Origin of the sequence: Vibrio sp. VP6 (assembly GCF_028823755.1) — a bacterium.
Taxonomy (GTDB): domain Bacteria; phylum Pseudomonadota; class Gammaproteobacteria; order Enterobacterales; family Vibrionaceae; genus Vibrio; species Vibrio parahaemolyticus.
In genome coordinates this window covers 21122-41885 of the sequence record NZ_JAPEID010000006.1, presented here as the reverse complement: position 1 = coordinate 41885, position 20764 = coordinate 21122, and the positions used below count along the sequence as shown (strand labels likewise).

General features: G+C 45.4%; 16 protein-coding genes. 4 read left to right on the top strand and 12 right to left on the bottom strand.

Translation table 11 applies throughout. The annotated features are described in order from the left end of the window. Positions 1-36: 36 nt before the first annotated feature. The 4 genes from OU793_RS05760 to hrpA all read right to left on the bottom strand — a co-directional run bounded on the left by OU793_RS05760 (position 37) and on the right by hrpA (position 7412). A complete protein-coding gene (locus OU793_RS05760) occupies positions 37-1617 on the bottom strand; it encodes a BCCT family transporter (RefSeq protein ID WP_005483430.1) in 1581 nt (526 codons plus the stop codon). A 384-nt stretch (positions 1618-2001) separates the two neighbouring features. Then, on the bottom strand, positions 2002-2517 hold the full coding sequence (locus tag OU793_RS05755; protein WP_005454858.1) for an outer membrane beta-barrel protein: 516 nt from the start codon (positions 2515-2517) through the stop codon (positions 2002-2004). A gap of 244 nt (positions 2518-2761) precedes the next feature. After that, on the bottom strand, positions 2762-3241 hold the full coding sequence (locus OU793_RS05750) for an outer membrane beta-barrel protein (protein WP_005483427.1): 480 nt from the start codon (positions 3239-3241) through the stop codon (positions 2762-2764). 184 nt (positions 3242-3425) lie between these two features. Continuing rightward, a complete protein-coding gene (gene hrpA, locus OU793_RS05745; RefSeq protein WP_025499062.1) occupies positions 3426-7412 on the bottom strand; it encodes an ATP-dependent RNA helicase HrpA in 3987 nt (1328 codons plus the stop codon). 185 nt (positions 7413-7597) lie between these two features. Here hrpA and OU793_RS05740 point away from each other — a divergent pair, with 185 nt between their 5' ends. Then, positions 7598-8182 carry an FMN-dependent NADH-azoreductase gene (locus OU793_RS05740; protein ID WP_005495130.1) on the top strand — a complete coding sequence of 195 codons (585 nt, stop codon included), beginning with the start codon at positions 7598-7600 and terminating at the stop codon, positions 8180-8182. A gap of 56 nt (positions 8183-8238) precedes the next feature. On the opposite strand, the gene OU793_RS05735 is transcribed toward OU793_RS05740, so the two are convergent. From OU793_RS05735 to OU793_RS05710, 6 genes are all read right to left on the bottom strand, one after another. Continuing rightward, positions 8239-8736 carry a 4Fe-4S binding protein gene (locus tag OU793_RS05735; RefSeq protein ID WP_045545146.1) on the bottom strand — a complete coding sequence of 166 codons (498 nt, stop codon included), beginning with the start codon at positions 8734-8736 and terminating at the stop codon, positions 8239-8241. Continuing rightward, a complete protein-coding gene (locus OU793_RS05730; protein ID WP_029832456.1) occupies positions 8723-9334 on the bottom strand; it encodes a molecular chaperone in 612 nt (203 codons plus the stop codon). Before OU793_RS05730 ends, OU793_RS05735 begins: the two co-directional genes overlap by 14 nt. 111 nt (positions 9335-9445) lie before the next feature. Beyond that, positions 9446-10297 carry a DmsC/YnfH family molybdoenzyme membrane anchor subunit gene (locus OU793_RS05725; RefSeq protein WP_021486709.1) on the bottom strand — a complete coding sequence of 284 codons (852 nt, stop codon included), beginning with the start codon at positions 10295-10297 and terminating at the stop codon, positions 9446-9448. Then, on the bottom strand, positions 10297-10926 hold the full coding sequence (locus OU793_RS05720; protein WP_005454919.1) for a DMSO/selenate family reductase complex B subunit: 630 nt from the start codon (positions 10924-10926) through the stop codon (positions 10297-10299). The genes OU793_RS05725 and OU793_RS05720 overlap by 1 nt, the downstream gene beginning before the upstream one ends. Then, positions 10926-13373, bottom strand: coding sequence for a DmsA/YnfE/YnfF family dimethyl sulfoxide reductase (locus OU793_RS05715; protein ID WP_140103162.1), 2448 nt, complete (start codon positions 13371-13373; stop codon positions 10926-10928). Before OU793_RS05715 ends, OU793_RS05720 begins: the two co-directional genes overlap by 1 nt. A gap of 487 nt (positions 13374-13860) precedes the next feature. Next, positions 13861-15141: a MipA/OmpV family protein gene (locus tag OU793_RS05710; protein WP_236578046.1), complete on the bottom strand. Its 1281-nt coding sequence runs from the start codon at positions 15139-15141 to the stop codon at positions 13861-13863. Positions 15142-15421: 280 nt separating this feature from the next. On the opposite strand from OU793_RS05710, the gene OU793_RS05705 reads away from it, so the two are divergent. From OU793_RS05705 to OU793_RS05695, 3 genes are all read left to right on the top strand, one after another. Further along, positions 15422-15772: a hypothetical protein gene (locus tag OU793_RS05705; RefSeq protein WP_015296697.1), complete on the top strand. Its 351-nt coding sequence runs from the start codon at positions 15422-15424 to the stop codon at positions 15770-15772. A gap of 9 nt (positions 15773-15781) precedes the next feature. Next, positions 15782-17731 carry an alkaline phosphatase D family protein gene (locus OU793_RS05700; RefSeq protein ID WP_140103724.1) on the top strand — a complete coding sequence of 650 codons (1950 nt, stop codon included), beginning with the start codon at positions 15782-15784 and terminating at the stop codon, positions 17729-17731. A gap of 88 nt (positions 17732-17819) precedes the next feature. After that, positions 17820-18260 carry a TerB family tellurite resistance protein gene (locus OU793_RS05695; RefSeq protein WP_005454910.1) on the top strand — a complete coding sequence of 147 codons (441 nt, stop codon included), beginning with the start codon at positions 17820-17822 and terminating at the stop codon, positions 18258-18260. Between the two features lie 185 nt (positions 18261-18445). Here the strand turns inward: OU793_RS05695 and OU793_RS05690 are convergent, their stop codons facing one another. Together OU793_RS05690 and OU793_RS05685 are read right to left on the bottom strand one after the other, a co-directional pair. Further along, the gene (locus OU793_RS05690) at positions 18446-18976 is read right to left on the bottom strand and encodes a 3'-5' exonuclease (protein ID WP_005454828.1); all 531 of its coding nucleotides are present in this window, start codon (positions 18974-18976) and stop codon (positions 18446-18448) included. Positions 18977-19058: 82 nt separating this feature from the next. After that, positions 19059-20600 (bottom strand): sensor domain-containing diguanylate cyclase, encoded by a 1542-nt coding sequence (locus OU793_RS05685; RefSeq protein ID WP_140103723.1) that lies wholly within the window; start codon positions 20598-20600, stop codon positions 19059-19061. Positions 20601-20764: the final 164 nt, after the last annotated feature.

Below are 20764 nucleotides of genomic sequence, written 5' to 3'. Positions count from 1 at the left end.
AATGCTCGGCATTGAGTATTAATTTATCAACATCGATTAGCGGTAAGCGGAAAGCTCGGTACGTAAACCTTTCACCAAACTCACGCACATCAACAGCAGAACAAAGGTAAATGGCAAGCCGGTCGCAACCACACCAGACTGTAGCGCTTGTAAGGCTTCTTTACCGCCAACCCAGAGCATAACAGCGGCAATTGAACCCTCAATACACGCCCAAAAGATTCGCTGTGGAACGGGAGCATCAATCTTACCGCCCGCAGTGATACTGTCGATAACCAATGAACCGGAGTCAGATGAGGTGATAAAGAACACCAAAATCAAAACAATCGACAGAATAGAAATCACTGAGCTGTATGGTAATACATCGTAAACATGGAATAGTGTCAGTGAAATATCCGTTAAACCATTCGCACCCAATTCACCAACTTTGTTCACGACCTGATCAAGCGCAATACCACCAAATACTGACATCCAAACCAATGTTACCAACGTCGGAATCACGATGACTGCGAACAAAAATTCTCGAACGGTGCGGCCTTTCGATACACGAGCGATAAACATACCCACAAACGGAGACCAAGATACCCACCAAGCCCAGTAGAACACTGTCCAACCGTGCATCCACGTTTCGTCTTCACGGCCATGCGGGTTACTCAATGGAATGATGTTTTGGATGTATGCCATTGTCGTGTCGACTAATGAACCCATCGCAGTATCAAAGGTAATGAACGTAATAAAAATAAGCAGAGCAAACGCAACGATCATATTGACGTTACTTAGGAGTTTGACACCACCGTCAATACCACGAACAACAGAAAGCACAGCAATAAAGGTTACAAACGCAATCACCACCATTTGTGTACCGATGCCGCCGTTTAAACCAAATACATGGTTAATACCACTGGTTGCCTGCTGAGCACCCAAACCAAGAGAAGTCGCAAGACCGAACAACGTCGAAAGTACAGCAAGGATATCAATAACGTGACCTAACCAGCCCCATGCACGGTCACCAAAAATTGGGTAAAACGCCGCGCGCAATGAAAGCGGTAAACCTTTGTTAAAGGCGAAAAAAGCAAGCGCCAACGCAACAAGGGCGTAAATACTCCAACCGTGAACACCCCAGTGAAACATGGTCGCGCCCATCGCGAGTGATTTGGCATCGGCTGAATACGCTTCTGCGTTTAGCGGCGTGCCCCACCAATCCGTGAAATAGGCCGTTGGTTCAGCCACACTCCAAAAGAGAAGACCAATACCCATACCTGCAGCAAACAGCATTGACAGCCATGAAACGGTTGAATGATCCGGCGTCGCCTCTTTACCGCCTAAACGAATCTTACCTAATGGCGAGAAAAGCAGACCAACAGCGAACAATAAGAAGAAATTGGTAGACCACATAAAGAATGCATCAAACTGTTCAATAATTCCGTTTTTGATCCCGTTTAATGCGTCGCGAGCGGTGACTGGCTCGACAAGAAGAAGTGAAATAAGACAGAAAACAACGAGACCAGCACTGATGCCGAATACGGGATTGTGTATATCGAATCCCCATTTTTGAACGTTGTCTTGGCCAACCTGATAGTCTGTTGTGTCGATACTATATTTTTTAAATGCATTATCCATAAATACAAATTTAACGTAATTTGAAACGCTTCTCAGGGGAGAAGAACTCCAATACCGCCCTCCATTAATTTGAACTCTAAACTTTAAAAACGATGCGAAGTTTATCACCAATCACAAATTTATGCAAAAATGACACTTTTATTGCATATTTACAGCAAATAAACGCCAAACAAGCATCTTCAACTCACAGAAATAAACTACGACATCTAACTATTTTTCAAAATTGGAATACACAGAGGAAAACCTTCAATCAACAAGGTCAAACGGTATTCAGAACAAAAGAAATGGCTTCGCACATAAGTGCGAGACCATTTTGAGGTAGGTGGAGTTTTTCGACCAACTGTGAAGGGTGAGTTGGATAAAGAAGATCGGGAAGTTTGCGGTTTACAAGAAATGGAAAGTCACGTTGCCCGTAAAACTGCTTAGGTTATCGCTGTCCCCATTGATATCCACGCCAAATGATTGGTAACTTGCACCAACAGAGATATTGTCTAACAAGAAATATTCTGCGCCGACGCCATACATGTAAGACACGCCATCATCTTTGCTGACCGAGCTTAATCCGCCATTGTAATCGACATTGAATGCATTAATGCCGCCTTTGGCATACACATGTAGCGGACCAAAATCGATGCTTGGTTTCGCCGCTAAATAGAACGAAGTGAAATCCGCATCCCCTTTGTTGCCACCGAAAGACAAGTCGACTTTACCGTGGTTGAAATAACCGACTTCGATACCGATTAATGGCAGAATCCCCGTTCCGACATGCACGCCATACGTTGTGTCGTTTTCGCCATCAATATCTGATTGACCAATTTGGCCGCCTGCATAAATCCATGAGTCAGCAAGCACTGATGTTGAACACAACGCCAAAGCCAATAACGAGAGTTTTGTTTTCATAGTTATACCTTCCTGTTCGATTCCTGAACGGAACATTACGCATACATGCGCACCTACTCGTCACTATATATTGGAAGGCATGGCGAATTTAAGATCAAAAAGTGAATAATTTATGTTCAGATTTTGTTTGTGTGATATCAATTCAGGTGAATAGTAGAATTAAGAGCAGTTAGGATTATCAATAGACAAAAAAAACACCGGCGCAATGCCGGTGTTCAGAATTTGCATCATCTTGAATGGATGATTATAGGAAGTGCAATGTCGCGTTAACAGAGAACGTACCGATGTCGTCTTTGCCCGCAGTGTAGTTCATGTAGCTAGCACCAACAGACATTGGACCAAAAATGAAGTACTCAGCGCCTACACCGTACATTAGATCGAAATCATCATCGTCTTTGCCGCCTTTTACTTTCTTATCCCACTGGTGGATACCACCTTTCGCGTAAACGTGCAGTGGGCCAAAATCGATGCTTGGCTTAAGTGCAGCGTAGTAAGAAGTCAGCTTAGTATCTTGGCCGTTTACGTTAAACTCACCGTGTTGAGTTACACCCGCTTCAATACCGATGATAGGTAGAATACCTGTACCTACGTGCACAGAGTAAGACGTATCTGTCTCGCCTTTGTAGTCAGATTGACCAACAGTTGCACCGCCGTAAATCCAAGAATCTGCCATTGCCGCAGAAGATGCGCCAAGTAGCGCCACTGCTAATAGAGTTTTTTTCATCATCTACCTTTACTCTTTATTATTCCCCACGTCTTGCAAATCAGACGTTGGTACTGCAAATACAAGGGAGGCGAACCATTGCCTCCCGAGAACTAAAAACAACACGTGACAAGTTACTAGCAATTACTGTACCAGTAACTTATTCATCGTTTACAACAAACCACAGCGCCATTTTACTTGTTGATTAACAAGCATCAATCGCGTTTTTGATTCGTTTATCAGAAACCGGATATGGAGTGCCTAATTGTTGAGCAAAGTAGCTCACTCGAAGCTCCTCAATCATCCAGCGGATTTCTTTCACATTTTCTGGAATCACCATCCCTTTCGGGATCTTATTCAGCAACTCTTTGTAATCCTTGGTGACAGATTCCACTTTCAGCATGTGCAAACGGTCTTTGTTCGGATCGATCGGCAATTTCTCCATGCGGCGCTCAATTGCACGCATGTAGCGAAGAATATCAGGCAGACGTTTCCAGCCACATTCCGTTGCAAAGCCTTTAAAAATCAAGCTTTCGATTTGCGCTTTGATGTCCGACAACGCAAACGCCATGGTGAAATCAATCTTGCCTTTCAGCTTTTTGTTGATGTTGAAAGCCGTCGTCAGAATGGTTTCTACCTGTTTGGCAATTTCTACCACGGTATCACCCAGTTCAGCGCGAACGTGTTCTTTCAACGCTTCAAACTTCTCAGGCTCCCAAACCAAACCGCCCTGCTCTTCAATAAGCTTATCGACACCACAGGCAATACAGTCATCAATCAGATCAAGCACTTTGCCGTAAGGGTTAAAGTACAGACCCAGCTTCGATTTGTTCGGCAAGTTTGCGTGCAAATATTTAATTGGCGACGGTACGTTCAACAAAATTAAGCGGCGCTGACCAGCGCGCATTGCGGTGATCTGCTCAAATTCGGTTTCGTAGAGTTTGATCTCAACGCTGTCTTTAGTATCAACAAGCGCCGGATACGCTTTTACATCGTAGCCGCCACGTTTTTGTTGATACACTTTCGGCAGTTCGCCAAAGCTCCACGTATGCAGGCCTTGTTGTTCGATATCGTCATCCGCGACTTTGGAAAGCGTTTCTTGAACTTTGTCTTTCAAGCTTTCTTTCAGTTCATGAAGATCTTTGTTTTCCTTCAGCTTGCGATTTCGATGATCAACCGCGCGGAACGTGACTTTCAAGTGCTCAGGCACTTGTTCTAAGTTCCAATCTTCACGCAGCACTTCTACGCCCGTCATACGGCGCAGTTCTTTTTCTAGCGAGTCCAGCAGCGGCGCTTCCATTGGTGTTACGCGTGCTAAAAACGCATCCGCATAGTTCGGTGCCGGCACAAAGTTCTTACGAATTGTCTTCGGCAGAGACTTAATCAAACTCACCACAAGCTCATGGCGTAACCCCGGGATCTGCCAGTCAAAACCTGCTGGTTCGACTTGGTTTAAAATCGGCAACGGCAAGTGTACGGTTACACCGTCACTATCATCACCCGGTTCAAACTGGTAACTCAACTTGAGCTTCAAACCATTCTGATGCCAGAAGTTCGGGTAATCCAAATCGGTGACATGACTAGCATCGCCCTTGAATAGCATCTCTTTTTCAAAGTTCAGCAGTTCCGGATTTTCTTTCGATGCCTTTTTCCACCATGTATCGAAATGCTTACCAGACACCACTTCGGTACCAACGCGTTGGTCATAAAAATCAAATAGCTCATCATCATCCACCAAGATGTCACGACGACGAGATTTGTGTTCAAGCTCTTCCACTTCTTGCAAAAGCTTACGGTTTTGCTTGAAGAACGCGTGTTTGGTTTCCCACTCACCTTCAACCAATGCACTACGAATAAAGATTTCGCGGCTAACGGTAGGATCGATACTGCCGTAGTTCACCAAACGTTTCGGTACGATTGGTACGCCGTAAAGCATGACTTTTTCATGCGCCATCACCGCCGCGCGTTTCTTCGACCAATGCGGTTCGCTGTAACTGCGCTTGATAAGGTGCTTGGCTAATGGCTCGATCCACTCCGGTTGAATCTTGGCGATGATACGACCCCAAAGTTTTGAGGTTTCCACCAGCTCAGCCGACATAATCCACTTAGGTTGCTTCTTGAACAGCCCCGATGCCGGGAAGATATGAAAACGAGCGTTACGCGCGCCTTGGTATTCATTCTTCTCTTGGTCTTTCATACCAATGTGCGACAACAAACCAACCAGAATCGCACTGTGTACGCCATGGTAAGACGCAGGCTCATCGTTAAGTTTGAATTCCATTTCACGCATAGATTGGTGAATCTGGAAGTACACATCTTGCCACTCACGTACGCGCAAGTAGTTCAAGTAATCTTGCTTACATTGTTTGCGGAATTGGTTACCCGTCAACGCTTTCTGCTGCTTCTGGATGTAATCCCACAAGTTCACAAATGTCAGGAAATCCGACTCTTCATGGAAGAAACGACGATGTTTATCATCTGACGATTGTTGTTTGTCTGAAGGACGCTCGCGCGGATCTTGAATCGACAATGCCGCTGCGATGATCATCACTTCTTTTAGTGCACCATATTTTGGTGCTTCCAAAACCATGCGCGCGAGACGCGGGTCGATAGGCAAGCGAGCCAATTGGCGACCAATGCTGGTTAAGCGTTTTTTCGCGTCCTTCGCTTCGGCGTTAATCGCACCAAGCTCTTCCAACAAGCGAACACCGTCTTGGATGTTGCGTTTATCCGGCGCTTCCACAAATGGAAACGCTTGAATGTCGCCCAAGCCAAGTGCCGTCATCTGCAAGATAACCGATGCTAGGTTAGTACGCAGGATCTCAGGATCAGTAAACTCCGGACGTGACTCAAAATCTTCCTCTGAGTACAGACGGATACAGATACCCTCTTCCACACGACCACAACGACCTTTACGTTGGTTCGCGCTCGCCTGAGAAATTGGCTCAATTGGTAGACGCTGTACTTTAGTACGGTAACTGTAACGGCTAATACGCGCTGTACCCGGATCGATAACGTACTTGATGCCCGGAACCGTTAACGAGGTTTCGGCAACGTTGGTTGCCAGTACAATTCGACGACCAGCATGAGGTTGGAAAATCTTGTTCTGCTCACCCGCCGACAAGCGCGCGTAAAGCGGCACGATTTCCGTGCTCTTCAGGTTACGTTTAGACAGTGCATCAGCGGTATCACGGATTTCACGCTCACCGTTCATGAAGATCAGGATGTCACCTAGACCTTCATCACACAGTTCGTCTACCGCTTCGAAAATACCTTCAAGCTGGTCACGATCGTTGTCGTCATCACCACTTAGTGGGCGGTAACGCGTTTCTACTGGGTAAGTACGACCTGACACTTCAATAATTGGTGCATTGTTGAAGTGTTTTGAAAAACGCTCTGGGTCGATGGTTGCCGACGTGATGATCACTTTCAAATCAGGACGACGTGGTAGCAACTCTTTCAAGTAACCCAAGATGAAATCGATGTTAAGGCTGCGCTCGTGCGCTTCATCGATAATGATGGTGTCGTATTGATTCAAGAAACGGTCGTGTTGAATCTCAGCCAGTAAGATACCGTCTGTCATCAATTTGATTTGGGTGTTTTCAGAGATCTGGTCGTTGAATCGAACCTTGTAACCAACAAACTCACCCAGCTTGGTTTCCATCTCTTCGGCAATACGGTTCGCAACCGAACGCGCCGCAAGACGACGAGGCTGAGTGTGGCCAATCAGACCAAACTTACCGCGACCAAGCTCAGCACAGATTTTTGGTAGCTGAGTGGTTTTACCTGAGCCGGTTTCACCCGCAACGATAACCACTTGGTTTTCTTCGATCGCTTTCGCAATGTCGTCGCGTTTTTGGCTGACTGGCAGGATTTCTGGGTATTCAATCGTTGGCTTGTAGCTGCTGCGTTGTTCCGCAACCATCATCGATTTAGCAATGTCTAATGCGATTTCATCAAACACAGCGTTACGCGCTGCGTCCTTCTTAATTTTGCTTGCACCAGAGATTCTTTTACTCAAACGAAAACGGTCGCGCATCATGCACTGATTCAGTGCTTTACGCAGAGATGCCGCGCTGTTCACTTGAGCCTGAGGTGTTTGAGCTTGTTTCGCTGTCGCCTTTTGCGCACCATTTGACGGTGTCGCTTGCTCTTCAGCGGGGGTCTTTTTTGGGGGCTGTGACGAAGTCAAAGCGTTTCCTATTCTTTTCATTACAAAAACTGCGCGGATTGTATCACACAAGGTCTGCAACAAGATAACCGAAAGCTCATTCAATTTTTTCGAACATGTTAAGCGAATCGCTAGGCTTTTGAACTCACTTACCTTGCTTATAATGGCTCCCGTAGTCGAAAGCACTTATTTAAGGAATAACCATTATGTCTCGTGTACTAGCTCTAAAATCAAGCATCCTTGGCGATTACTCTCAATCAAACAAATTGGTTGAAGACTTCATCAAAAATGTAGACCAAGACAAACTGACCGTTCGTGATTTGGCTGCAAACCCACTGCCAGTTTTGGACTTCGCCGTTGCCACTGCACTTCGCGCAACGGAAGATCTTTCACAAGAACAACAAGTGGTTGTCGACTTGTCTGATACCTTGATTGAAGAAGTAAAGGCCGCAGACACTTTGGTTATCGCTGCACCAATGTACAACTTCACCATTCCGACTCAGCTTAAAAACTGGATTGATTTGATTGCTCGTGCAGGCGTGACATTCAAATACACAGAAAACGGCGTTCAAGGTTTGATTGAAGGTAAGAAAGCGATCGTAGTAACGACGCGCGGTGGTATCCATAAAGATTCACCAACCGACAACGTGACGCCATACCTACGCACTGTACTGGGTTTTGTAGGAATCACTGATGTGGAATTTGTTTACGCAGAGGCGCTGAACATGGGTGAGGATGCAGCATCGAAAGGCATTTTAGAAGCGCAAAGCCAACTTGCCACAATGGCATAAGTTCAACGACAAAAAGAATACAAACGAAAAGGGATTGGTTTACGCCAATCCCTTTTTTATCGTTTTAAGTCAAAGCTGATCATGCTGGTGTAACAGCTTTGCGCACATTGCCCACAACCTTTGCATTTGGCAGCATCAATTTTGGGTTTGGCATCGTCTTGCCATTGCAATGCATCGTAAGGGCAACTGTCCTCGCAACTGCCGCAATAACCGTATAAGTTTTCGCAGCTGTTCGAGATAGTTGCAATCAAGCCTGTAGACTCTGTTTGGTTTGAAAGCGCCAATGTAGGACACGCCGACTTACACTCACCGCATAAATCACATGCCGAGTAACTGATGTCTAACGCGGCAACGCCATCAACCATTTCTATGATTTGGCTTGGACATGCAGAAGCGCACTTTCCGCATCCATCACAAAGCCGAGTGAACATCGACTCTTCCACCGCATACGGCGGTCTCGCTTTAACACGAGGCTCTTGAGCTTGTTCAACTGGCGCACGACGGAACGAAAACAAACGCCGCTTGCTTAGATCAACCGATTCAGACTGGCGCATCCGAGTAATCTCTCTTTGCAGGCACAACGACTTGGTATTGTTCACTCAGGGATTGAAGTAACTCTTCAGTAAGGTTCGACAGTTTTGAGTAAGGCGTGAGAGTCACCGCTTTTTTGAAGCGCTTATTGAAAAAGCCAAACCATGTCATCAAGTGTTCGCGTAGCATTTCAGCCGCCAGTTTTTGCTGTTCAGTTTCAATCAACATGCCTAACACCATCAGCATCAAGCCGATTTGATCTTCTGGTTCACGTTGGTCAGATTCCAAAGAAAAACCACAACGCTGCAAAAAGTAACGATATTCAATGGTTGATTCACCAAACAACACCGCCTCTTTATCTAGATAAGCCGATCCCCAAGGTGGCGCTTGCATCTCACCAATACCAGCAAACATGCGATCGTGCTCCATTTGCAGTGCCTCTTCGCTCTCGTTTTGGAAGCTGCGTAACATGTCATTAAGCGCTTCGATTGGTGTATCTGTATTGCTCAGCAACGTATTGAGATTTGCCGCTGGGTAATCTTTAGGCTGGTAGTAAAACAGTGCTCCAAACAGCTTAAGAACGATGCTGGTATCTTGTGGTTCAAGTTGAGAAATTTGCATGAAGTACCTTTGATGACTGGTGTTTTTATTCTTCGATTAAATGAAACGGAAAAGAGGTGGGACGAACACTCGCCCCACTCTATTCATGGTTATCAGTACAAATAACGGTTATTAGTACAAACCAGATGTAAAGTGCATGCCGTAAAACACGTTGCGACCTAGAATCTCTGCAACGAACAAGGCAACGAATGCCACGATAACCAGCAAGTTCTTCTGACGACCTTCTGCGGTAAACAACTCAACGAATACCCAAAGAGCAGCAGCAACCACAAGCAACAGCACATGACCGGCAACATAGCCAGATAGCATGGTAATTTGATCTAAGCCACTGTGAATCGCGGTTGAGATACCTGCGAAGTGAATGGTTTGCATCACTGTGAAAGCTAGGTTCAACGCAATCAAACTCACACCTGCCCACATTAGGCGACGGTTAGTTTTCTCAGCCGTCACGTCCAATACGTTGATCAGCGTGTAACCAAACATCAGGCCCGAAGTCACAACCGTGAACCAAAACGCAACCGTTGTCATTGGTGAGTACCATGCTGGAACCGTTTCGATTTGGTAAACATTTGCCATCGCGAACATGAAAATCACGCCAACCGCGATAGACAACCAGTTCACAATTTTGCGAACGCCTTCGCTACCGATTTTTAGAATCGTAAGCAACCAGTACAAACCCGCTAAAGACAGAAAACTTGCACCCGTTAAGATCTCGTTAGATAGCGCCGCACTACCAACACGGTTTAATGCGTTGAAGGCACGAAGTGGGCTACCCAAGTGCGTAGTTGAGAACAAGAAACCCAATCCCATTACAACCAAAATAGCGAAACGAGCGATGTTCATACGAGGTTCTGTCACGCGTGGTGGCTTACCGAATTTCTCGAACGCGTTAACCGTTAAGTGCGCGCCAACCGCTGTTTGAGCAAGAACCGTAAAGGCAACTAATGGTGCTTCGTATAACATTATTTCACCTCTCTTGGATTCTGTAGGAAACCAGTGCGGTCATTGGTTGGTCGACCATTTGGATTTAGCTTCACGATCAGGTTTGGGCTAGTAATGCGAGAATCTGGCAGTGGTGCCACATCCGCATTTGAACCGTATTTCGCACGCAGCTCATCAATTGGACCAAACTCAATCGCACGTAATGGACAGCTATCAACACACACTGGCATTAAGCCTTCTGCGACACGTTCGTAACAGCCATCACACTTGGTCATGTGACCTTTTTCTTCGCTGTATTGAGGCGCGCCGTAAGGACATGCCATATGACAAGATTTACAGCCGATACACACGCTTTCATCGACAACGACAAAGCCGTCTTCTTCACGCTTGTGCATTGCACCAGATGGACAAACCTTGGTACACGCTGGGTTAGTACAGTGGTTACAAGAGATCGATAAGTAGTACGCAAACACGTTTTGACGGAACGCGCCGTTTTCTTCTGTCCAGTTGCCGCCTACGTATTCGTAAACACGACGGAAGTTACGGTCGACCCCCAGATCTTTATTGTCTTTACAAGAGAGCTGACATGTTTTGCAGCCAGTACATTTGCTTGAATCAATGTAAAAGCCATACTGTTTCGCTGTGCTCATTATTTAGCCCCCATTTTCTTAATTAGCGTCACTTCAACGAGGTTGGTATGGCTCGGGTTCGATTTTGCCAACGGGCTCGGACGTTGTGTTGTCAGCACGTTGATTGAACCCGCTTGGTCAACACCTTTTGCGTTTGGTGCGTACCATGCCCCCTCACCTAAGCCAACAACATGCGGCATGATGCGTGGGGTCACTTTTACGCGAACGTTCATTTCGCCGAACTTGCTACGAACGCTCACCAAATCGCCGTTATCAATGTTGCGAGAAGCGGCATCGACTGGGTTGATCCAAAGCTCTTGTGGAGCTGCTGCTTTTAGGATGTCCACGTTGCCGTACGTTGAGTGCGCGCGCGATTTGTAGTGGAAGCCCGTTAGTTGAAGTGGGAACTCTTTACGATCTGGCGAATCCCAGCCGTTGAATGTCGAAACATATTCTGGCAACGGTGTGATGGATTCATCTTCGTCCAGTTCCCATTCTTCGTTGATCTTCGCGAGGGTCTCTGAGTAGATCTCAATCTTACCTGACGGTGAAGGCAACGGATTCGCTTCTGGGTCACGACGGAAGTCTTCAAACGCCACATGTGGACGATCGAACTGCTTCTTGTAGATACCCTGTTTTCTCATCTCATCGTAAGACGGCAGGTTTGGATCGTTGTTTTGTTTGACGGTCTGAGCGTACATCCATTGCAGCCACTCTTCTTGAGTGCGACCTTCAGTAAATTCATCAAACACGCCCATACGCTTCGCCACGCCAGACATGATGTCGTAGATTGGCTTACATTCGAAACGAGGTTGAATCGCTTGGCTTGCAAAGATGAAGTAAGGCATTGACGCTGCCGCACCATCCATACAGAAATCTGATTGCTCGGACGTTGTACAGTCTGGCAGTACGATATCGGCATACTTCGCAGAAGACGTCATGTGGTTGTCGATCACCACAATCATTTCACACGCTTTTTCATCTTGAAGAATGTCGTGTGTGCGGTTGATGTCTGAGTGTTGGTTAATCAGACAGTTACCCGCGTAGTTCCAGATGAACTTGATGTTATTTTGCAGCTTCTGAACACCTTTGATGCCATCAGTAAGCTCGGTCATCTCAGTGCCACGGAAAATCGCGTCTGTCCAAAGGAACATTGGGATAGAAGCGCTGATTGGGTTTGGCACTTTCGGGAAGCGTTGGAATGGGTAAGAGTGGTTACCCTCACGCGCACCAGTACCACCGCCTTGTAGACCAACCTGACCACGAAGCAGAGACAGCATCATGATCGCTTTACATGCTTGCTCACCGTTTGCAGAGCGTTGTAGACCCCAACCTTGCGTGATGTAAATACGTTTTGCATCGCCGATTTCACGCGCAAGTTTCAAGATCACATCAGCAGGAATACCTGTGATTGGTTGTGCCCACTCCGGCGTTTTCTCGATACCATCCGGACCTGTGCCCATGATGTAATCTTTGTAGCTGCCATTTTCTGGCGCTGATGCTGGCAGAGTTTTACGGTCGTAACCCACACAGTAGCGGTCAAGGAAGTCTTGGTCGACTCTATCTTCGCTGATCAGTACATGGGCGATAGCAGCGACAAGGGCCGCATCGGTACCGTGTTTGATAGGAATCCATTGGTCTTCACGGCCAGCGGCAGTATCGGTGTAACGAGGGTCGATACAGATCGTACGTGTGTGGCTAATATTTTTTGCGTCCACGTAGTTGTGGATTTGACCACCGCCCGACATACGCGTCTCGGCGGGGTTGTTACCAAACATCAGACAAAGATCTGCGTTTTGCACGTCGTCAATCGAGTTGTTGTCTACCCAAGTGCCGTAGAAGTACTCAGACATACATTCGATGTTCGCTGCTGAGTAGTCGCCGTAGTGATTCAGGTAACCACCACAAAGGTTCATCATACGTGCAACCAATGTCGCGCTCGGATCCCAGCTCTTAGTTACCGTACCACCCAAGGTACCCGTACCGTAGTTTAAGTAAACCGCGTCATTACCGTAGTCTTTAATGATGCGTTTTAGGTTGTCACCGATGAGGTCAAAGGCTTCGTCCCAAGTAATGCGTTTGAACTTACCTTCACCACGTTTACCAACGCGAAGAAGTGGGTATTTCAAACGGTCTGGCGAGTAAACACGGCGACGCATAGAGCGACCACGCAAACAAGCACGAACTTGATGATTGTGGTTATACACATCATCACCCGTGTTATCGGTTTCTACCCATTTAATTTCACCATCGACCACGTGCATACGAAGCGGACAACGAGAACCACAGTTTACGGTACATGCCGACCAGACAATTTTTTCATTGGGTTTTGCTGGCGTTTCTTTGGCAACCGCTTTAGTTGCAAACGGGAGAGAAAGCGCGTTTCCTGCTAACGCTAAAGCGCCAAGTGCAGAACCGCCCTTTAAAGCATCACGCCGAGTAATATTAAACTTACCATTTTGACTCATGGTTTTTTCCTAAGTGCATTTAAAATTGGGAGTGGCGCTTAATTAATAACAAGTGGGGAAAGAACACTAATTAGAAACAAATAAGATATAGAGATCGTATTTTCAAAATAGGCATGATTTGAAAATATCTAAAACACTTTGAGGTCAAAGTGACATTTCTAAGATCTATTAATCAAGCTTTACTTATCAGGCCTTGAGCAACTAAAGCCCGACAAGAAACCACTATCGATATCCTTGTAGATTTAATGGTTAATAAGTTTGACCACTATCAATTTATAAATGGCACGATGCGTAATCTTATATTTCATTTTACGATTTTTTATTAATGAAATATGAATAGGTCAGAGCTAGGTAAAATAGATAATATTTACTAATTCAAGTTGAATATATAAATAAAAAAATAGAATACAGAAGAATAAAAATAGTAATTGTTATCAATTATTGGATAATAAAAAGCCCTGTAGGATTACAGGGCTTAATAATGTATTTAGAACTCGTATTGGAAATAAATCGTGTTGTAGTTACTTCCGCCTTTAATTCTGCCAAATTGAGAAGCGTTTTCAAAGATCGCAGAGCGGTGGTGTAACGAATACCCCACCCACATGTTCTCCCAATCATTTTGGTTAAACAGGTCACCAACGTTCACATCCAATGAAAAGTCCAGATAGTTAAGCAAGTTACTTGGCGTGTAACCCTTCTCTTCCATTTCTGTACCTTCGATATAGGTAATGTTGTCGATGTAAGACATCCCTTCCGCAACACCAAAACGCCATTGAGTCGGCCAGTTAAAGGTGTAATACGCTTTAATCGCCATGACATATTCGGTACTAGATGACTGAACATCCGACGACCAATGATGAACCAAACCAGGCGTTAAATAGATATCAAGAGGCAAACCAAACAGTTCATCAGTTAACGGATGTCCGTAGAAAAACGAAGTGAGCTGATTATCGTATTCATCCTTTTCTGCGTTGAACTTGAAAATGTCGCCTATATTGGAAGGCGTCGCCCAGCCGTGCGCAATTCGCAAATATGGACGATTGTGAAGGTCAGATTTTCGCTCTTTGCCTTTGTCGTTAAAGAAGCCGAAACCGACAAACACTTCACCTTGGTAACGATCTTCGACAATTCCACTCTTGTAAGCTTCGTTGTCTAAGCGCGTCACGCTGGTTTCGCCCAACAAATAGAGGTTAGAAATCACGTGATAACGCGCTTTGATGCCAAGATTAGCATCTGCGCCAGCACCGATTCTTTCCCCTGTCACATCTTTGAAAGCGTAATACTCGCTGTTGAAATCAGAGTCCTTATAACGGATGGTAAAAGATGGTTCGAACTCCCAATCACCCAGCTCGTAATTTGCTGCAATTCTGTAGTTTGAGTGGAACTGAAACTCGTCATCCGTCATCAATTCCACTTCAGCGCGCCAGTTTTCATTGAAGTCATAACGCAGTTGGCCACCAAAATCGACGCGATCACCTTCAAACGCGTTTTGAACGGATTTAGGAATGTCGACAAAACGAAGACGCGTAATCGCGCTCACTCGCCAGTCAGAATCCTCTTCGTTAAACAGAAAAGCGCCGCCCTCGAGTCCGTTAATGTACAAATGTTCATTTTCAAAAAACATCATCGGCACGAAGGTGCTCACCGTAGAGTCATCGTTAGCAGTGTAAAAAGGAATCGAGGCCGTGCGATACATGGCAGCAATGCCCCACGTTTGCTCATCTGTTGCATAAGCCGTTGATACAGCCGCAGCGAGCGGGAGCATCATAGTGGCTTGTTTCAATCTCTTCATGGGTTTTAATCAAAGTTGATGGAGAAAATCAGTGAATTAAGCTTATGTTCTTTCGATATTAGCCGTTACAATACTTAACGTTGTCATGTGCGTGACAGTTCGCGTCATGCACTTTGATACGTTGGCATGAACATAATCTCAGTGCGTTGTTAACCTAACAACGAACTATGCCAGTAATCTAGGCATGTCGTCATCAAAAATCATTAAAAGCAGCCACTTATGGGTTTAGCTTGAACTTAAACATAACGAAGTAAACGTGAAAGCATCAGAACTTATCTCTATCCTCAATAATTTGCCGTCTAACTCCAACCCAGACATCGTGATGGGAGAAGAGTGGCTACCTGAAAGATTAGTGGATACCAAGCTCGATGGTGAGCTCCTGTTTTTGCACTTCGATAACGCACCTGAAGATGGACAAGGTGACGAAGAAGGCCGTGGTTTTGTCGATCATGAAATAGATTTGATACGCACTCGCCTACAACAAATTCTGGATGAAGACAGTGACAACGCATCAAAAGCGGATGCGATGTTAGGTTTGTTTTTAATGGGACATGAACTTAGCAGCTCTCAAGTCATCGAAGTATTAGAAGAAGAATCAGATACATAAGGAAGCGCTTTGCCAACAACGTTGACCAATACTGAACCTACTCCCCTTCCTCTTATTATTGCCGGGCCTGTCCTACGCAAAGTTACCGCGTCTGAAATCAACATTTGGCTAGTGACGACCAAGCCTCTTAAAGGCGTGGTTGAAATAATGAATGCAAGTACTCACAACGTATACACATCACAATCACTTGATGAACTTCAGCAGCTCCAAATAGGTCAGAGAGCGTGGGTAAGCTTACTCACCATTAAAGGTGATTACCCAACTCATCAACCGCTTCGCTACCAAATTCAAACTCAAGATGGTCTATTGACTAAGCTGTTGCCACATCTGAGCTATGAACAAGACCAACATCCACATCAAGGATTGGAGTTTGTGATCAGCGAGAAAGCCGATTACGTTCTTCATGGCTCTTGTCGAAATCCTCACCATTTTAGTAAAGACACTTTAGTCACTGCAGACGAAAAGGTCGCTAGCTTACGTGTTGATGAGCGACCAGACATGCTGATCATGAGTGGTGACCAAATTTATGCAGACCACGTAGCGGGGCCGACTTTGGACGCCATAGAGCAAGTCGTTAAGCTACTAGGGTTACCAGACGAGCAATTTGAGCAAGCGCCCGTTGCAGATACAAAAGCACTGTATAAACACCCAGATTGCTACTATGGACGCGATAAGCTTCTGCCACATTATGTCGATGATGGTAGTTTGTTAACTAAGCTGTTCCCTCATCGTGGCACACCCATTTTTAGTGCGAAAGAGTGTGAAAACCACCTGATCAGTTTCGCTGAATGCTTTGCGATGTATCTGCTAGTTTGGTCACCTACCCTTTGGGATCTAATCCAACGCGACCGATTGCTGGAAACTGCATTCACGGTTGGTGGAAAAACTCTCGAACCAAAATGGCAACAGCAATGGCGCGATGAAAAAGTCCAAATTGATAACTTTGTTGCAGGTTTGGCGAAGGTACAAAGACTACTCGCGCATATACCTACCTATATGATCTTTGATGATCACGACGTAACCGACGATTGGAACTTAACCATCGGCTGGGAACAAGCGGCTTACAGCAACGCTTTCTCAAAACGCATTATCGGCAACAGTTTGATCGCGTACTGGCTTTGCCAAGGCTGGGGAAATGCGCCAGAAAAGTTTAACGAGACGTTTTGGCGACACGCGAACCACTTTTTCGACGCGCCCTCTTCGCAAGCTCAAGATGCCTTTATTCAACATCTCTATCGCTTCGAAGAATGGCATTACACTATCCCTACTTCACCAAAGGTCGTGGTACTCGACACACGAACTCGCCGCTGGCGGTCTGAATCTCGCATGAATAAACCATCGGGTTTGATGGATTGGGAAGCGATGATTGACTTCCACCAAGAGCTGGTGCATCAAGACAAAGTGATTATTGTTTCTGCCGCTCCCATGTTTGGTGTGAAATTCATTGAAGCCTTGCAGCGTGTGGTAACAATGCTTGGCAAACCGTTGATGGTCGATGCCGAAAACTGGATGGCGCATCCGGGCAGTGCCAATACGCTCATCAGTATTTTTACGCATACCAAAACACCAACCAACTTTGTGATTTTGTCTGGTGACGTTCACTACTCGTTCGCCTATGACATCAAATTGCGTTATCGAAAAAACAGCCCGAATATTTATCAAATCACCTGTAGCGGCATTAAAAACCAGTTCCCTACGCAACTGCTCACGATCTGCGATGGCCTAGACAGAATGCTTTACAGTCCGCGTTCACCTCTCAACTGGTTTACGAAACGTAAACGCTTGAAGATCTACAAACGCGCGCCAAGCACTCACAATTTTTATCGCTTGGTTAATCACAGTGCTATCGGAGAGTTACGCTTGGACGATGAAGGAAAACCGAGTCACATAGGCATTCTGACTAGCGACGGAGAGGAGATTAACTTCCCTCCAACTCGCGCAGAAGATAAAGGAAAATAACCTGTCAGTGCGGTGCTAAATTTGATACGACACCTTGAGATTTACCGTATCTATTACCATCTTAAAAGAAAACAGCTTGGTGCTTACTATGTTTAATTCTCTTACTTCGTTGTTCAAACAACTTATCGACGGCTCGGATTTGAGCAAAACCAATGCACTGTCGCCAAACATGGCGATCGCATGTCTGCTGTGTGAAGTGTCTGGTGCGGATCATCTAATTGATGAAAAAGAAGAAAGCACAAAGCGTTCTTTACTGATGAAGTTGCTCGAGTTAAACGAGCAAGAATCGGAGCAGTTACTTGCTCAGGCAAAAGAAAAAACGCAAGACGCTACCTCTTTGTACGATTTTACTTCCCAGCTTCGAGAACTCACACAAGAGACTCGCTACAACTTGATTAAGAGCATGTGGGAAGTCGCTTATGCCGATGGACAAATCGACCCACTTGAGGATGCCGTAATTCGCAAAACCGCAGAACTCTTGTACGTTGACCACAGCGATTTTATCCGAGCAAAACTGCAATCACAGTAACGCTGTGGCAATAAAATTTGTGCTCAATGCTCATTTTCTACCAATAAAAAAACGCGCATTACGCGCGTTTTTTCTTCAGCCAACGACATTGTTATTAAAATACTGGTCAAGGTATGAATGTGTTTGACAGCTTCTACACTAAGCTACATCCATGACAAAACAACAATGATTGGATGACGAATTAATTACAGCATGGTGAGCGCAAGCTTCGCTAGGTTGTGCGCGTCCACGTAGCCCGAGTGCTGACGCCCTTCCCACTCAATCCCTTTTGCTTCTTGCGCAGCTCGATGGCCAATCCGCTTGTCTTTTAAACGGTTTTGAATACGGTACAGCGTCGCGAGATTGATGAATTCCGTAAACGGCGCTTCAATGCCTTTTTGTTTACACTCTTCAAGAAGAATGACATCGTCACGTCCCCAAGAAGCATAAATCTTGTTGCGACCACCAAAGTTCTTAATCATAGATTTGATTACTTCGGCCAATGGTCTGCCTTGCTTTTCGATTTTACGCGGCGTGATGCCCGTCAGCTCGGCACAAAACAGTGACACTTCATCATGTTCTGGCTTCACGTAGTATTGAGCACGCTTGACGATCTCGCCTTTAGACAAATCTATTTCAGCTAACCCTACTTCGATGATCTCTCCCGTGCGGCCGACGCCATTCTCGCTCCAGCAGCACATTTCTAAATCGAAGCAGACGATACGGTTATGGTTCATAGCTTGTCTTGGTTCCTAGCGTAAATTTGAAAGGGTGCGATTCTACCGCAACACTATGAAAAACTCGAATTTGCGCGCTGATTTAATCACCGATCGACACGGTATTGCGGCCATTTTCCTTACTTAAGTACAGTTGAGCATCCATTTTGTGGTACAAGTTTTCCGGATCTTCGTCGTGATGAACTACCGCACCAATACTCAATGTGCAAATTATAGACGCCTCTTCATAGTCAAATGACGAGCTCGCCACGATGCCGCGTAATTTTTCAAGATACGCTTCTAGCTCTTCTGTGTCCGTCACCGTGGAAAGAATACAAAATTCATCTCCACCTGCGCGATAGAATCGGTCACCCGCATTTAAGTTGGCATTAACCAATTTCGTGACATGAAGTAACGCTTCATCACCCGCCAAATGGCCGTGCTTATCATTAATCACTTTAAAGTGGTCAATATCGAAACCAACCAAAGAGAACGGTTTACCGCTATTAATTTGATTGAGCAAATTGTCGTTAAACACGCGACGGTTCAACAATTGCGTCAGAGGGTCTAACTCGGCCATGCGTTTTAGTTCAACCGTCTTAATATCAAGCATTTCGGCTAAACGTTCTTTTTCTCGTGACTGTAAGTTAACGATGTAGCTGATCAAAAACGCAATCAGAAGACCTGCGATGGTCGTTCCCGTCAAAATGGAGCGCTCCCAAGCAGACACGGCATCTGAAAGTTTGAAATCAATTCGCCATTGTCGATTAGGCAGCTGAATCGTTCGGCTGATCACTTTACCGCTGATCCGGTCCCAGTTTTCACTTTGAAACAAAAACGGGTCATCAGAGGCATCAAAACCTAAGTCTTCCACTCTGACCGACATCTCAAGTTCCGTCGCTGTCTTGGTGATCAGCTCTTCGAAATAAACAGTGCTACGAATCACACCTGTAACCACGCCCAACAGGTTTTTATTCTCGGAGTCAAAAACCGGGTGATACACCAGCAAGCCCGATTTGGGGATGGATTTGTCGTAGCCGTCTTGAAGCAGACGAACTTTATCGGAAACATTTGCGCGTTTGTGTGTCGAGATGTCGTCAAAGATCAAATCAAAACGCTTTCGAGAGAAGTAAAAACCAAGTAAAGATAAGTTGGCTTGGGTTCTTGGGTAGATGTCCGTTGCAACGTAAACAGGAGTGTTGTTTTCTAGAATGTAGCCAAAGGTTTTGGGCTGATCTTTTGGAACGGTAAAGATTTGGTAATTTGGGTATGTTTGACGCATTTTAGCAATGTGCGCGTCTAAATCTTCTCGCTCTACTCGTTGCATCCACTGCAAACCAATCAAACTGTGAGAGCTATTGATAACCTGCTCTGCATAAACGGGAAATGCTGACCAATAAGAACTGTCTATAGAATGATAAAAATTGGCCCCCGCTCCGATAAATTTCAAATCATTTTCAACATTTGCTTTTAGAGATTCAGCTTGTCGATCTGCAAGGGTTGCAAAAGTAGCGAGGGTATATCGTTGCTGAATTTGGTAGGCCACACCAACTACGCCTGCAGTGACGAGGAGCGCCGCTACAAAAGCAGAAATGGAATCAGAGTGTCTCTTTATAAAGCTCTTTTGAGCAGTGCTTGTGGTCATCTCGTCTACTGATATTTCCGTAAGTTAAACTTCGGTATTTAGGGAAATACTGCGTTACCAGCGAATAAACATCAAGCAGCAACCTACCAAGCTTAGTCCAATCGTTGATTTTTCACGCTGATCGTACGGTATATTCACGAATTATTACAGCCTTAGGCCTTGAA

What these genes read in the sequence shown, in the direction of transcription:
- OU793_RS05760 (WP_005483430.1), bottom strand. Translation starts at nt 1,617, where the DNA reads ATGGATAATGCATTTAAAAAATATAGTATCGACACAACAGACTATCAG.
- OU793_RS05755 (WP_005454858.1), bottom strand. Translation starts at nt 2,517, where the DNA reads ATGAAAACAAAACTCTCGTTATTGGCTTTGGCGTTGTGTTCAACATCA.
- OU793_RS05750 (WP_005483427.1), bottom strand. Translation starts at nt 3,241, where the DNA reads ATGAAAAAAACTCTATTAGCAGTGGCGCTACTTGGCGCATCTTCTGCG.
- OU793_RS05740 (WP_005495130.1), top strand. Translation starts at nt 7,598, where the DNA reads ATGTCTCGTGTACTAGCTCTAAAATCAAGCATCCTTGGCGATTACTCT.
- OU793_RS05735 (WP_045545146.1), bottom strand. Translation starts at nt 8,736, where the DNA reads ATGCGCCAGTCTGAATCGGTTGATCTAAGCAAGCGGCGTTTGTTTTCG.
- OU793_RS05730 (WP_029832456.1), bottom strand. Translation starts at nt 9,334, where the DNA reads ATGCAAATTTCTCAACTTGAACCACAAGATACCAGCATCGTTCTTAAG.
- OU793_RS05725 (WP_021486709.1), bottom strand. Translation starts at nt 10,297, where the DNA reads ATGTTATACGAAGCACCATTAGTTGCCTTTACGGTTCTTGCTCAAACA.
- OU793_RS05720 (WP_005454919.1), bottom strand. Translation starts at nt 10,926, where the DNA reads ATGAGCACAGCGAAACAGTATGGCTTTTACATTGATTCAAGCAAATGT.
- OU793_RS05715 (WP_140103162.1), bottom strand. Translation starts at nt 13,373, where the DNA reads ATGAGTCAAAATGGTAAGTTTAATATTACTCGGCGTGATGCTTTAAAG.
- OU793_RS05710 (WP_236578046.1), bottom strand. Translation starts at nt 15,141, where the DNA reads ATGATGCTCCCGCTCGCTGCGGCTGTATCAACGGCTTATGCAACAGAT.
- OU793_RS05695 (WP_005454910.1), top strand. Translation starts at nt 17,820, where the DNA reads ATGTTTAATTCTCTTACTTCGTTGTTCAAACAACTTATCGACGGCTCG.
- OU793_RS05690 (WP_005454828.1), bottom strand. Translation starts at nt 18,976, where the DNA reads ATGAACCATAACCGTATCGTCTGCTTCGATTTAGAAATGTGCTGCTGG.
- OU793_RS05685 (WP_140103723.1), bottom strand. Translation starts at nt 20,600, where the DNA reads ATGACCACAAGCACTGCTCAAAAGAGCTTTATAAAGAGACACTCTGAT.